At 65.9% G+C, this 14642-nt stretch carries 13 protein-coding genes; all 13 read left to right on the top strand.

The window, feature by feature from the left end; all coding sequences use genetic code 11:
- Window positions 1–17 precede the first annotated feature (17 nt).
- The 13 genes from OYT95_RS43805 to OYT95_RS43745 all read left to right on the top strand — a co-directional run bounded on the left by OYT95_RS43805 (window position 18) and on the right by OYT95_RS43745 (window position 14641).
- Window positions 18–1775 carry a sigma-54-dependent Fis family transcriptional regulator gene (locus OYT95_RS43805; RefSeq protein WP_268792696.1) on the top strand — a complete coding sequence of 586 codons (1758 nt, stop codon included), beginning with the start codon at window positions 18–20 and terminating at the stop codon, window positions 1773–1775.
- A gap of 1009 nt (window positions 1776–2784) precedes the next feature.
- Window positions 2785–3321: a hypothetical protein gene (locus OYT95_RS43800; RefSeq protein ID WP_268792695.1), complete on the top strand. Its 537-nt coding sequence runs from the start codon at window positions 2785–2787 to the stop codon at window positions 3319–3321.
- A gap of 2 nt (window positions 3322–3323) precedes the next feature.
- Window positions 3324–4166: an ATP-binding protein gene (locus OYT95_RS43795; RefSeq protein ID WP_268792694.1), complete on the top strand. Its 843-nt coding sequence runs from the start codon at window positions 3324–3326 to the stop codon at window positions 4164–4166.
- A 22-nt stretch (window positions 4167–4188) separates the two neighbouring features.
- Window positions 4189–5115 (top strand): helix-turn-helix transcriptional regulator, encoded by a 927-nt coding sequence (locus OYT95_RS43790; protein WP_268792693.1) that lies wholly within the window; start codon window positions 4189–4191, stop codon window positions 5113–5115.
- A gap of 675 nt (window positions 5116–5790) precedes the next feature.
- Window positions 5791–6042, top strand: a complete 252-nt coding sequence (locus tag OYT95_RS43785) for a hypothetical protein (RefSeq protein ID WP_268792692.1) — start codon at window positions 5791–5793, stop codon at window positions 6040–6042.
- Between the two features lie 794 nt (window positions 6043–6836).
- On the top strand, window positions 6837–7721 hold the full coding sequence (locus tag OYT95_RS43780; protein ID WP_268792691.1) for a LysR substrate-binding domain-containing protein: 885 nt from the start codon (window positions 6837–6839) through the stop codon (window positions 7719–7721).
- A 150-nt stretch (window positions 7722–7871) separates the two neighbouring features.
- Entirely contained in the window at window positions 7872–8738 is an 867-nt protein-coding gene (locus OYT95_RS43775) for an aldo/keto reductase (protein WP_268792690.1), read from the top strand.
- A 366-nt stretch (window positions 8739–9104) separates the two neighbouring features.
- Window positions 9105–9629: an MSMEG_0572/Sll0783 family nitrogen starvation response protein gene (locus tag OYT95_RS43770; protein ID WP_268792689.1), complete on the top strand. Its 525-nt coding sequence runs from the start codon at window positions 9105–9107 to the stop codon at window positions 9627–9629.
- Window positions 9630–9640: 11 nt separating this feature from the next.
- Window positions 9641–10702, top strand: a complete 1062-nt coding sequence (locus OYT95_RS43765; protein WP_268792688.1) for an MSMEG_0568 family radical SAM protein — start codon at window positions 9641–9643, stop codon at window positions 10700–10702.
- Between the two features lies 1 nt (window position 10703).
- A complete protein-coding gene (locus OYT95_RS43760; RefSeq protein ID WP_268792687.1) occupies window positions 10704–12152 on the top strand; it encodes an MSMEG_0567/sll0787 family protein in 1449 nt (482 codons plus the stop codon).
- Window positions 12149–13090 carry a carbon-nitrogen hydrolase family protein gene (locus tag OYT95_RS43755; protein ID WP_268792686.1) on the top strand — a complete coding sequence of 314 codons (942 nt, stop codon included), beginning with the start codon at window positions 12149–12151 and terminating at the stop codon, window positions 13088–13090. Before OYT95_RS43760 ends, OYT95_RS43755 begins: the two co-directional genes overlap by 4 nt.
- Window positions 13083–13388: an MSMEG_0570 family nitrogen starvation response protein gene (locus OYT95_RS43750; protein WP_268792685.1), complete on the top strand. Its 306-nt coding sequence runs from the start codon at window positions 13083–13085 to the stop codon at window positions 13386–13388. Before OYT95_RS43755 ends, OYT95_RS43750 begins: the two co-directional genes overlap by 8 nt.
- A complete protein-coding gene (locus OYT95_RS43745; RefSeq protein ID WP_268792684.1) occupies window positions 13385–14641 on the top strand; it encodes an MSMEG_0569 family flavin-dependent oxidoreductase in 1257 nt (418 codons plus the stop codon). The genes OYT95_RS43750 and OYT95_RS43745 overlap by 4 nt, the downstream gene beginning before the upstream one ends.
- Window position 14642 lies beyond the last annotated feature (1 nt).

The raw sequence follows: 14642 nt of genomic DNA, 5'->3' as shown, positions 1-14642 counted from the left end.
GCGCGGCGAAAGAGATCATGACGACCAAGGACACGCATGAGGCGCGTGAGCGTTTCCTGACCGAACATGATCTGGATCGCACGGTGCGGGAGAGCATCTCGACGTCGTGGCGACGGTCCGAGCTGCTCAAGGTGCGAGCTGATCGGCTCGACCCTCCCTTCGTGCGGGAACCGAATCTGGACAGCCCCCTGGTATCGGCGGCCGCCCCGGTGCTCCAACAATTGGCGGACGGGCTGGCCGACGAACCCGTGGGCGTCATCCTGACATCGGCGGACGGGGTGGTACTGACCAGGATCTCCGCCAGCAACCGCCTCAACCGGGCCCTCGACGACGTCCAGCTGGCCCCCGGCTACAGCTACTCCGAGGAATTCGCCGGAACAAACGGAATCGGCACCACACTCGAAACTCGCAAACCCACGCTGGTGACCGGACCCGAACACTACGCCGATTGTCTCGAACAGCTGGCGTGCGCTGGCGTCCCGATCATTCACCCGATATCCGGCACCCTCGTCGGTGCACTCGACCTCACCGGCTGGGTGGAGGACGGCGGCCCCCTGCTCGCCACGCTGGCGAAATCCGCCACAAACCAGATCGAAGGCCGGTTACTCGAACAGTCCAGCGCAGCGCAGACCGCCCTACTCAACGCGTACCTGAGGGTCTGCCGCCGGTTACCGCAGGCCGGGGTCCTCGCCCTCGGCGACGATGTCGTCCTGATGAACCGGCGACTGCGACGGGCACTGAACACCCAGGACCAGGCCGCGCTCCTCGAGTACGCCGTCGACTCGACACACCCGACCGCCGCACACAGCCTCGTCACCGTCCTTCCGAGCGGACAGACCGTCCGCCTTTCCTGCACGGACGACTTCCCTTCCGGCACGCGGGGCGAGGCGGCCCTCTTTCACGTGCATCTCCTCGCTACCTCCGCCGCGCCGAGCTCCCCGGTGCGGCGCGACGCGGTCGCGTTGCCCGGCATCGCGGGAACCAGCTCGTCGTGGCGCCGCGGCTGCGAACAGATCGCCCGCTGTGTGCGTGAACGACAATGGATTGTCGTCTCGGGTGAGCAGGGCACCGGACGCACCGCCACACTCAAAGCCGCTTCCGAACAATACAATCCGCGTTCTCACCCGAGGATCTTCACCACCGAGGATTTCCGGAACCGCCCAGCAGCACTCACAGCCCTCGAGCATGAACTCGACCAGGAACATTTCAGCATCATCCTCCGCGACCTCGACCTGCTCACCGAACCCCAGCTGACCGCCATCGCCGAGCTCCTCCAAGGGCGCGAGCACGCCGGATGGATCGGTGCCACCACCGGGAGCAACGCCGACCAGGACACCACCGTCGGCGCGTTGATCCTGCCCCTCTTCGGCCAGACCGTGCCCGTCCCCGCGCTGCGCCACCGCATCGAGGACCTCCACGACCTCGTCCCACTTCTGCTCCGCCAGCTCAGTCGCGGCGACGAACTGTCCCTCTCCCCACCGGCGATGCGCCAACTGTGCAAATACAACTGGCCCGGCAATGTCGAACAACTGCGGCAGATCCTCCACGAGGTGGTGCAACGGCAACGCTCCGGGAGCATCGCGGTCGATCAGCTGCCACCAACGTGTCGGGCCCTCAGCCGGCACACCCTCACACAGATCGAGGCCCTCGAACGCGACGCCATCGTCCGCAGCCTCGAGGAGAACCACGGCAACAAGAAGGCAGCCGCAACGGCCCTCGGCATCTCACGCGCCACGATCTACCGCAAGATCAACGAGTTCGGCATCGACCTCTGACACCCGGACCCCGGTTTCACTTTCTCCGCGACGCAGGTCTGCCGCAGAATGCCGTTGCGCCTCATGAGATGTTGCCGTCGGCAAAGCCTCGAGCGCCCCACCAGAGGTCGGACCATGGGCGCGCCGCTGGACGGCCGTGAAGCAGCGCCGGGGTGAGGCGTCCACGAGCCCTACGCCACGCCGTGTAGAAAAATGAGACGATCGCCACAGCTGGTCGGTCACACCATAAAGGCACACAATCATTGCGCAACTGGCCGGGCGGGACTGTCCCCGCGAGTTCGCCCCGACTCCCCCCTCCAGACCGCGGAACAGTGAGCCGGAACAGGGAAAGGCCGACCGCCGTGACCATCTCGAAGAACAAACACAGTGCAGGCGCGGGTTCTGCCCATCCGATTGCCACCGCCGCGTGGGTCTGGCTCGTCGCCGCCTCGAGCAACACGGGCGAACCCACCGACCGACCCGCCGTGCGCGACGATCTGATGCGCACCTGGCTTCCTCCCGGCCGGGGCAGTTCGAGGCCGAACAGACGTACACCATGTCGACACACGAGGACAGCCCCTGCACCGAACACCGGCAGTTCGAACCACGCGCCAACCGCGGGGTGGATGCCCGGGAAGCCCGAGACATCGAAGCTCAGAGGCGACGATACCGGGGCAAAATGCACGCAACGGAAGAAGCGACAACACCGACGAACCAGTCACTCTGCCCTCGGTAACGAGGCCAGCGTTGTCCTGAGGTTCACACAGATCAGGGCGCCTCACGGCGGGCCATCCGCAGAGGAGGCGTCGACAGAATTCGGGATGATGAAGACACGATTGATCCACGGGATTGGTCAGATACTCGAGAACAACGACATCGATCCCGAGCTCATTCACCACCTCGAAGGCTCCTACCCAGGCCCACCAGCAAACCGCCGGACATGTGCGCCCTCCTCCCGGGAGTCCCAGTGACATACCCGCGAGACGACAAGACCGGCGCCGCCTCCGTGCGCACAGGTCCCATGTCGCCCATGACGGGGAAAACGTCAGGAAACCTGCCTCTCGATTTGAGCAGTTTCGTCGGTCGCCGAAATGATGTCGCGGAAGTACGACGGCTGGTCGGGGCATCTCGACTTGTCACCCTCTGTGGAATGGGCGGGATCGGCAAGTCCAAAGTCGCACTGCGGGTCGCCACTGACGCGGGACACACGTTCGCTGAGGGCGTGTGGCTCATCGACGTCGATGGGCATCGTGATGGTCACTTGTTCGCTAGCCGTGTGGCCGACCAACTGGGGATCGAGCTCGAATCCGGTGGGAAGGCGCTCACCGAACTAGCCGAGCACCTCGCCCCCTACACCTCCTGCTCGTCCTCGACAATTGTGAACACCTCGTCGAGGCCATCGCCACCAGCGCCGCAGCGCTGCTACGCACGTGTCCGCGACTACACATTCTCTGCACCAGCCGGGAACCATTGGGTGTGCGCGGCGAAGTCACGTATCCGGTTCGGCCACTGTCTGTTCCAGATCGGCGAAGCTCATTTGAAGAACTCGGCGACTGCGAGGCAGTGAGAATGTTCGCTGAACGGGCCTCGATGGCGGTTCCGGGGTTCGACCTGACAGAAGAGAACGGACTCGTGGTGGCCGAGATCTGTCGACGACTCGACGGCCTACCGCTTCCCATCGAACTCGCCGCGGCGCGATTGCGCGCACTGTCTGTGGATCAAGTTCTCCACCAGCTGACCAACCGATTCCGCCTGCTCACCACGGGAAGTCGCGTGGACCCGCAACGACATCAAAGCCTACGAGGGTGCATCGACTGGAGTCACAACCTCTGCACCCGTGATGAACGTTCGGTTTGGGCGGCGGTGTCCGTCTTCTCGGACGGGTTCGAACTCGACGCGGCCGAGATGATCACTGCAGAGGAACTCTCACCTTTCGAGTTATTGAATGTAGTCGCCTCCCTTGTCGACAAGTCGATTCTCACGGTAGAACGGACCGACAATGTCGTCCGCTACCGACTCCCACAGACACTTCGCGATTACGGACTCGACAGACTTCAGGAAGCGGGAAAATATACACGCCTGCAACAGCGGCACCGAGACTGGTTCATGAAGCAGGCGTTACGCGCAGACGCATACTGGAACAGTCCACAACAGCGACAATGGATCCGCACATTGGACGTCGAGCAACAACATCTGCGCGATGCAATGACATACTGCTTCGACAATGATGACGGCCGGGCCGGCGGCCTACGGATAGCCAATGCGCTAAGTCGATTCTGGATCTTGCGTGGCTTACTGAGCGAAGGCCGATACTGGCTCGCCCGAGCAAGGGCTCACCAATCCGAAAAATCAACCCGGGCGCACGTCAGGGCGATCTGCACGGGAAGCCACGCTCGCCCGGGCACAAGGTGAGATTCCGGACACGCGCGCCCTGGTGTCGCAGGCACGAAAGATCGCGGCCCGCACAGCAGACCCCATCCTGGATCAACTGGTGAGTCACGCCGAGGGACAACTGTCGCTCGCGGTCGGCGACGAGACAATGGCGGTCACCCATTTCGAGACTGCGCTCGCCGCGTCCCGAGCAGCAGCGGACCTCGACAACGAATTCGTCAATCTTCTCACGCTGGGACTCGCGCGTTGGCGATCTGGCAACGAGCCAGGAGCCATCACGTGCTTCGAGGAAACCCTTGTCCTCGCCGAAAAGTGTGGTGAATCAGTCTGCCGTGCAGAAGCACTCGCTGGCTTGGCGGCCCTTACTTGGCAGGACCAGCCCGCACGTGCGGCCTACTTGCTCGACCAGTGTCTACGACTGAGTCGAGAGCTGAACGATCCTGCGACGACCGCGAGTTGCCTGGAAACAGCCGCGTCACTAGCGGCTACCGAGCTCCGCCCACAACACGCGGCACTGCTGCACAGCGCCGCTGAATCACTGCGCGAAACAATGGAAACCGATAGACACAGGCCGCACACCTGTCAGCCTGAGCCAAACAACAGTGAACGCCGGATCCGCCTCGATCTCGGCGAACGGAGTTACGACGAAGCCAACAGAGACGGGAGAACGCTCACGTTGCACGCCGCGATCGCACTCGCGCTCAGGGAAGATCAGTCGCCGGCACGAGCACTCAACCCAGGCACGGGCACGGGCGCGAACCTAACTCCCCGCGAACTACAAGTAGCGGACCTGGTCTCGCAGGGACTCAGCAACAAGGCTATCGCCGAGAGGCTGATGATCTCGCAACGTACTGCACAAGGACATGTTGAGCACACACTGTCCAAGTTGGGATTCACCTCACGCGTACAGATCGCAGCGTGGGTGATCAAACAAGCGAACACGGGCCAAAGGAATGAGCACTCCGCCTAACGCTCCTGGGGTGAGGCTACCCCAAGCGTGGGCAGCTGGCAGTCTGGTTCGGGAGGAGGGTGAACCGCCTGTAAGTGGTTGCAGTGGCTGGCCCGGGGCTGGCTGACAGGATTGATGTCGTCGCCGCGACCGGGCGTGACTCTTGAACCGCTTGGCCCCTCCGGGGTGCACTTTCCAGGATCTGTCCACCCGATCGTGGCGGCGACGCCGGCCCGGTCTTGCTCCGGTGACTTGATCTTCAAGTGTCGCTTGCCAGGGTGATGGGACCACCTCGTTGCCACGATCCCGGGACCACCCGAAGGTGTCATCGCGCATCGACCTCGCCTTCCGAACTGTCAATGGCACCACGCCCGGGGCGGGCGCGTTGGCGGTAGGACGGTTCTCGTCTCGGCCAGGGAACAGATGACCTCCGAACGCCCTGCTCGCCGTCGTCCACCGCAACCGGAATCGACACCCCACCGATCGATCAGCCCCGAAGGAGAGCCATGTCCGACCAAGTCGCACGAGCTCTACGCGCAGAGTGTAGAAAAATGAGACGGTCGTCACATCGGGTCGGGCACACCATAGAGACACACAATCATTGCGCAACTGGCCGGGCACCTCCCAGCGAGTTCGCCCCGGCTTCTACCGCCGCACCGCGGTACAGCGCGCCGGAACGTGGAAGGGCCGACCGCCATGACTATCTCGAACAACAGGCACAGTGCAGGCGCGGGTTCCGCCCGTCCGATTGCCACCGCCGCGCGGGTCTGGCTCGTCGCCGCCTTGAGTAACACGGGCGAGCCCACCGACCGACCTGCTGTGCGCGACGATCTGATGCGCACCTGGCTTCCCGACCGGGGCACCGGCTACCGCAGCCCCAACGGCCGACGCCGTGCCACGTGGGCAGAACTGCACGCCCGGTTCGATCTCATGGAGGTGACATCATGATGTCCGCAACCACGGACACCGTGCCGCGGCAAGGGACCCGCCCAGGGCAGTCCTTCCAACCCGGAATGCACCACCCCCACGGCAGCGCGACACTCGATACGCAACTGGCCCGTGAAGATTTCGCCGAGGAGATGCTCCTTCTGTCACCAGATGATCGGATCACCTGTCCTGTGCATCGGCGGTGGATCACCAATGTGTTGCATCGCCGGCGCACGTCAACTCGGTCACCCGACATCGCTGGTGCCGCAATTGTTCTGTGCCGTTGACGGTCATCGTCGACGAGATCGCCCGCACGGTGAGCATGCGCTGCCCGCGCTGCGGCGACGGCAGCAGCCCCGCAACGACTCGACTGATCGCTGCCTGTCACGCGAGCCTCACCGCATCAAGCGATCCTGCATCCGCGGCTGCCGGAGAACGACACATGGTCCCGGCACCCGCGATTGGTGAGGTTTGTCCCGTCATGCACCACAGCTTTTTCTCGTGATCGGCAGTCGAATGCTCCACGACGACCACCCATCCGCGCGGCGGAATCGACATTCAATCGTGGTTCTCTGCCACGCAATCCGGGAAGCCGCTGCGTCGAAATTGTCGTACAGGACCGCCCACGCACATACGGGTGGGCAGGGTGCAGCGGGAAGCGGTACGCGAGGCGCGGTTTCAGGTCGGTGCATGGCCCGGATGGGAACGACACCGAGCCACCGCCTACTCCGGCCGTCGCGTAGATCGGTGTTCGCGTTGCGGAGTGCACCGTCGAATGCGACCCAGTTGCTCGGCACGTGGAGTGGTGATTGATCGTGGAGCTACGTCAACTCGAGTATTTCGTGGCGGTCGCGGAGGAACGCCATTTCACCCGCGCGGCCGCCCGGATGCATGTGGCGCAGTCCGGCCTGTCTGCGTCGATCCGCTCGCTCGAACGGGAGCTCGGTGCGCGCCTGTTCGTGCGCAACACCCGCAGCGTGCACCTGACCGACGAGGGGCACGCGTTGCTCACCGAGGCCCGTCACACCCTGGCGAACGTCACCGCCGCCAAGGACGCCGTCGCCGCCGTGCAGGGGCTGCTGCGCGGCACGCTGACGGTGGGCACCCTGCAATGCCTCGGCGCCGTAAACCTCCCCGCGATCCTGGCCCGATTTCACGCCTCCCACCCCGGCGTGGAGCTCCGGCTCCGGCAGGGCGGCTCGACCGATCTGATCGAACGTGTCCGTGCCGGCGACCTCGACCTCGCATTCATCTCCACGCCCTTCGACGAGGGCGCCGCATCCGGGGTGACGCTCACACCGCTCGCGGCGGAGCCCATGATGCTCGCCTGCGGGCCCACACACCCGCTGCGCGATCGCGACACCGTCGACCTCCGGGAGCTACGCGAGGAGACGTTCGTCGACTTCTACCCCGGCTGGGTGACCCGCGACGTCGTGGACCAGGCGATGGCAGCAGCCCACGTCGAACGGCGGGTCGCGTTCGAAGTCAACGATGTGCACTGGCTGCTCGACCTCGTCGGATACGGCCTGGGTGTCGCCGTCGTCCCCGAGGTGTTCAGCCACAAGAAGACTGCGGCGCGGTTCATTCCCCTCGCGGCGGCGCCCACCTGGCACATCGCCATTGCCACGGCGACCGGCAGGCACCCCAACGCAGCTGCCAAGGCACTGCTCTCCCGCGACGACGTCAGGCCCACCTCGTAAGGCGGTACACGCGTGATCAATTGGATCGCGCCGCCTATTCCACGATTAATCGCCTGCGCTGCTGAATGGGATCAGCTTCTTCTGTTGGACAGCTCGATGACTGGCGTGGAGGCTGAACGCGTACGAATTGAACCCCGAGGAGGAACTCACATGCAGACGCGCAGCATCGGCGACATCCAGGTCAGTGCAATCGGTCTCGGCGGGATGCCGATGTCGATCGAGGGCCGCCCCGACGAGCAGCGTTCGATCGCCACCATTCACGCCGCGCTGGACGAAGGCGTGACGCTGATCGACACCGCAGACGCCTACCACCGGGACGCGAACGAGGTCGGCCACAACGAGACCCTGATCGCCCGCGCAGTGGCCACCTACGGCGGCGACACATCCGACGTGCTGATCGCGACGAAGGGCGGTCACCTGCGCCCCGGAGACGGCTCCTGGACCTTGAACGGTTCGCCCGAGTACCTGAAAAAAGCCTGCGAGGAGTCGCTCAAGCGCCTCGGCGTCGAGGCCATCGGGCTCTACCAATTCCACCGGCCCGACCCGACGATCCCCTACGCGGACTCGGTCGGGGCGATCCGAGACCTGCTGGACGCGGGCAAGATCCGGTTCGCGGGCGTCTCGAACGCCGACCCGGCCCAGATCCGGCAGGCCAACGATATCCTCGGTTGGCGGCTGGTAAGCGTGCAGAACCAGTTCTCGCCGGCGTTCCGCTCCAGCGAACCGGAGATGAAGCTGTGCGCGGAGCTGGGGATCACGTTCCTGACGTGGAGCCCCCTCGGCGGGATCTCGCGCGCCGGTGAGCTGGGCTCACGGTTCGCCGTGTTCGCGGACGTGGCGCAGGCGCACGGGGTGAGTCCGCAACAGGTGTGCCTGGCCTGGATCCTCGCCACATCACCTGTCACAATCCCGATTCCGGGCTCGTCGCGCCCCGAGACCATCCGCGATTCGGTTGCCGCGGCCGATCTGAAGCTCTCCGCCGACGAGCTGGCCCGACTGGACGCGGCCCGGCCCTGACGGGGCAGCTTCGCCCGGGCCCGACGAGTCATGCCTTTGGTTACAGCGGCTCGGGGCTCGGGTCAGGTGAGGTGAGACGGTGACGAAGTACCGGACCGGCGAGTGGACCTTCGCAGTCAACCACTGAGGCGGTCTCAGTGGCACGTCTCGCTCTTACTGGGCCAGAAGCCGACATTGCCGCGCGGGGACTACCGCATGCTACGGCCGTGTTACGCGAATCGGACCTCGGTGAGGAGTACGAAACACGACGTTATTCCTTGGGCAACCATCACGAAATGCTTGATGCGTGTACTGGTTTCAGTAACGAGGCCGGGAATTTCTCCCGTGCCGATTCCACTCGAGACCACTGATGCCGAGGAGCAGCCCGTGTCCGACATCGATTCGACCATCGCAGCCAACATCGAGAAGTCCCTCGCGGAGATCCCCCATCCCGCCCTGCCGAAGGGAAGCAACATCTACGGGTCGACCAAGATCTTCCCAGACTACAAGGCCGAGGACGGCGAAAGCTACTTCACACTGGTTCACGGGATCGCCCACGAATCGTCGGTGAGCTTCGTTGCCGTCCTGCAGGCCACCCGCGCACTGCGCAAGGGCTTCGAGTCGGCCATCTACCTCTACGGAACCGGTGCGATGAACGCGATTGCCACCCGCGGCTTCCCTACCACCGGCGACAACGGATTCCCGGGCGAGCAGAACATCAACGACGCCCTCACGACCTTCATCAAGGAAGGCGGCAAGGTGTTCGTGTGCCGCTTCGGCCTCGCACTCCACGGACACCGCGAGGAGGACCTCATCGAGGGAGCGATCCCTGCCCATCCCCTCGATGTGCAGGACGCGATCATCCACTACTCGCGCAAGGGCGCGATCATCAACTCCACCTACATGGTCTGAGGTGTAACCGCATGAGTGGTCTGTCAACTCGCGCCGATCTGGCCGTACGCGGCGTCCGCCGTCTCGACGCGCCCGTCCGCAGGCAGTCGGGTGCGGGCCCCAGCGACGACGGCCACGTCCTCATCGGTGGATTCGGGGGCGCGATCCCGATCCGATCGGACAGCCCGTACGAGGTCAGCGGCAGTCGACTTCTGATGAATGGTACCGACATGGGGGTCGACGTCGAACCCGTTCGGCGGCCGAAGTTCTACGATCTGAACACCGCGGAAGGGATCTCCTACGAGCAGATCGCCCGCCTGCACGGGTCGAACGTGCTTGCCACGACCGTCGTTCAGACCTGCATCCGCTACGACGTGGATCAGCGGTGTCGGTTCTGTTCCATCGAGGCATCGCTGGAGGCCGGCTCAACCGTCGCGGTGAAACGCCCCGAGCAACTCGCCGAGGTCGCCGAGGCCGCGGTCCGGCTCGACGGGGTCAGACAGATGATCATGACAACGGGCACCTCGGCGGCCAAGGATCGCGGCGCGCGACACCTGGCGCGGTGCGTCGCGGCGGTCAAAGCGGTCGTACCGGACTTGTCGATCCAGGTGCAGTGCGAACCCCCCGGCGACCTGGCCACGATCACCGACCTGCACGCGGCCGGCGCGGACTCGATCGGCATCCACGTCGAGTCTCTCGACGACGACGTACGCCGGCGTTGGATGCCAGGAAAATCGACGGTGCCGTTGGACGAATACCGGGCGGCGTGGCGCGAGGCCGTGCGGGTGTTCGGGCGCAATCAGGTGTCGACATATCTCCTCGTCGGCCTCGGTGAGGACCCGGACGAATTGGTCGCCGGTGCCGAGGAGCTGATCGGAATGGGTGTGTACCCGTTCGTCGTCCCGTTCCGCCCGCTCGCCGGCACGCTTGCCGTCGATGTCGACGGCGCACTGGCGCCGAGCGCGACGCTGCTCGAGGACGTCACATCTCGCGTGGCGAAGGCGCTGCGCGCCGCGGGGATGCGCGGGGCGGATCAGAATGCAGGGTGTGCAGCGTGCGGCGCCTGCAGCGTGCTCCAGAATGCGGGGGGCTGACATGCTCGATCTAAGTTCGCTGTCCGGGCTCGATACCGCCGCGGCGGTTGATCTCGAGATTCTGACCGGGCCGGCACCGAGGTCCACCGGCCCGTCGTTCCTGGTCCGGGTGGCGGATACCGCCGCGGCGCTGGCGACCTATCACGGTTTGCGCCGAGAGACGTTCGTGGCCGAGCAGGGGCTGTTCGCCGGTCACGACCGGGACGACCTGGACGACGATCCGCGCACTGTCGTCCTGATCGCGACGGGTGACGACGGGACCGTGCTCGGCGGGGTACGACTGGCCCCTGTCGGCGGCGGCCGCGATATCGGCTGGTGGGCAGGCAGCCGGCTCGTCGTCGACCGCCGCGCCCGGAACGGGCACGGGATCGGCAAGGCACTCGTCCGCGCTGCGTGCGCGTACGCCGAGACGCATGGGGTGTTGCGGTTCGACGCCACCGTGCAGTCCCGGAACGAGCCGATGTTCATCCGGCTCGGCTGGGACCGGATCGCCGAGGTTACCGTCGCCAGCCAACCGCACGTGCTGATGCGGTGGCCGATCGACCGCATCGATGGACTCGCGCGATCGACGAAAGCGCTCCTCGCCGAGACGCTGGCACCCCTAGATGCCACGCCGGCCGCTCTCGGCGGCACCGGTTTTCGCGGTGACGACGGTGCCCCCGTGCCCGGCAGCGACCTGGTCGCCGCCTGTGATGCGATCGTGCCGTCGATGGTCCAACGCGACCCGGAGTGGGCCGGCTGGTGTGCGGCACTGGTCAACCTCAATGACCTCGCCGCGATGGGCGCCGAACCGGTCGGACTGCTGGACGCCGTCGGCGCGCCCAACCAGTCCATCCTGACCCGGGTCATGCGCGGTCTGGGTCGAGCCAGTGCGATGTGGGGCGTGCCGGTGCTCGGCGGGCACACACAGGTCGGTGTCCCGGCCGCCTTGTCGGTCACCGCGCTCGGCCGCACCACCGACCCGGTCCCCTCCGGCGGCGGATGCGCCGGAGACGCGTTGCGCCTGACCGCGGACCTGTCCGGGCACTGGCGACCCGGATATGCCGGAACGCAGTGGGATTCGACCTCGCAGCGAAGCTCCGACGACTTGATCTCGCTCGGATCCTTCGTGCGCCGAGCCCGGCCAGCCGCAGCCAAGGACGTCAGCATGGCCGGCATCGCCGGCACCGCCGGCATGCTCGCCGAGGCATCCGGGACCGGTGCCGTACTCGACATGGCGGCGATTCCGAAACCGGAGACGGCCACCATGGGCGACTGGCTCACGTGCTTCCCCGGGTTCGGGATGCTGACCGCCGACCGGCCCGACCGCGCCAACATGACTACTCCAGCGCCCGCCGCCTCCGCGGTGTGCGGCGAATTGACTACCGAACCGGGGGTCGGCCTGCGCTGGCCCGACGGTGTGATCACACGTGCGGTGCACTCCACCGTCACGGGATTGGGACCAGCATGACAGGAATCGGAATCTCTGTCGCGGCCGCCGAATTCGGCCGAGACATGGAACAGGCATATGCCACGATCGGGGATCTGATCGAGCAGGCGAGAGCAGCAGGTAGCGCGTTGCTCGTGCTGCCGGAGGCGTGCCTGGGCGGGTATCTGCCGAGCCTCGGCGGCGGCGACGAGACCGAGGAGGAACGCGATCGTCGTCTGCGCAGGCTGCCTCCGGCGCTCGAGCTGAACGGCCCGGAACTGCGCCGGGTCATCGAGATGGCCGGCGACTTGGTGATCACCCTGGGCTTCTGCGAGGCGGACGGCCCCGTCCGGTACAACGCTGCCGTGACCCTGCACGGTGACGGTATCCTCGGGTCGTACCGCAAGGTGCACCAGCCACTCGGTGAGAACCTCTGCTACGCAGCAGGCGACACCTACAACGCATTCGACACTCCCGTCGGCCGGATGGGCATGCAGATCTGCTACGACAAGGCGTTCCCGGAGGCTGCCCGCACCCTCGCACTCGACGGCGCGGAGATCATCACCTCGTTGTCGGCGTGGCCGACCGCCCGCACGGCGCCGGCGGAGAACATGGCGCACGACCGTTGGAAGCAGCGCTTCGACATCTACGACCGGGCCCGCGCCACCGAAAACCAGGTGGTCTGGGTCGCGTCCAACCAGGCCGGCACCTTCGGGTCGCTCCGATTCGTGTGCAGCGCCAAGATCGTCGGACCCGGCGGCGACATCCTCGCCGACACCGGCATCCGCTCGGGGCTGGCGTCCGCACGCCTCGACGTGCAGGCGGAGATCGCGGCCATCCGCAGCGGCGGGATGTACAACCTCCGCGACCGGCGCCCCGAGGTCTACGGCGACGTCGTCGCCGAGAACCACGTGACCGGGACACTACTTTCCCCCGAACAACGACCTGCAGCCACCCGGAAGGTACCCGCCCATGCCTGAGATGACGTTCCGAGTGCAGTGGCCGGACCGACATGAACAGTCCTGCTACTCCCCCTCATTGGTGATGCACGACTACCTGACCGCCGGCGAGGAGTACAGCGTCGCCGATTTCCTGCGGCGGTCGCGGGCCGCACTCACCGAAGCCAGTGAACGGGTCAAGGCAAAGTTCGGCATGTACTGCACCTCCGCGGCCGAACAACTCCACGAGCTGGAGAAGGTCGCCTCCGCGCACACCCCCACCTCCCTCGTCCGGGTCCTCGACATGCACCCGGCGACCGTCTCGGAAGGAACGCGATGACGACGCATCATGACGTGGTGGTGATCGGCGGCGGCCAGGCCGGTCTGTCGATCAGCTGGCACCTGACGCACCGCAGCATCGACCATGTGGTCCTCGAACGGGACTCGATCGCCCATGAATGGCGCGACAGCCGCTGGGACAACTTCACCCTGGTCACCCCCAACTGGCAGTGCACCCTCCCCGGATACTCCTACTCCGGCGGCGACCCGGACGGGTTCATGACGCGGGAGCAGACCTACGATTTCGTCCGCGGCTACGCCGACACCTTCCCGGCGCCCGTCCGCGAGGGTGTGACGGTCACATCCGTACATCAGTCCGCGGATGGTGGTTTCGACGTCGACACCACGCAGGGTCCGCTGCACGCCGGCCAGGTGGTGGTGGCGACCGGCGGTTATCACACCCCGGTGATTCCGCGGTTCGCCGAACGGCTTCCGGCCTCGATCGAGCAGGTCCACTCCTCGCAGTACCGGTCGTCGAACGCGCTTCCCGACGGCGACGTCTTGGTCGTCGGCAATGGCCAGTCGGGGGCGCAGATCGCCGAGGACCTCATGCTGTCGGGGCGGACCGTGCACCTGGTGACCGGTGGCGCGCCTCGCGTCGCCCGCTTCTACCGCGGCCGCGACTGCGTCGCCTGGTTGCACGAGATGGGCACCTACGACGTGTCGATCGCCGACCACCCCGGTGGCCTCGCCAAGCGGGAGAACACGAACCACTACGTCACCGGCCGGGGCGGTGGCCGCGACATCGACCTGCGCGCCTTCGCCCTGCGGGGCATGAAGCTGTACGGGCGGCTGCTCGAGGTCGTCGACGGCACCCTGCAGTTCGCGCCGACGCTGTCCTCGTCGCTCGACGCCGCCGACGTTGTCGCGGAGAGCATCAAGGATTCTATCGACGCCTATATTGAACGGAACGGCGTCGTTGCTCCCACCGAGAACCGGTACGTCCCGGTGTGGCACCCCGAGTCCGAGACGACGTCGCTTGCGCTGGCATCGTCCGGGATCACGTCGGTGGTGTGGTCCATCGGTTTCCGCACCGACTACCGGTGGCTGCACGCCGGAGTGTTCGACGGCGAGGGACATCCGTGCCACAACCGTGGTGTCACCGCGGTGCCGGGACTGTTCTTCCTCGGCCTGCCGTGGCAGCACACCTGGGGTTCCGGGCGGTTTGCCGGGGTGGCCCGCGACGCCGAGTACCTCGCCGACCGCATCGAGCTTGAGGCAAGTGTGCACCCACCCGTGTCCTCACTAGCCTGAG

The organism is Rhodococcus sp. JS3073, assembly GCF_026810085.1.
Classification (GTDB): domain Bacteria; phylum Actinomycetota; class Actinomycetes; order Mycobacteriales; family Mycobacteriaceae; genus Rhodococcus_F; species Rhodococcus_F wratislaviensis.
Note: the sequence above shows the minus strand (reverse complement) of the source record. Positions and strands in the feature narration are given on the sequence as shown.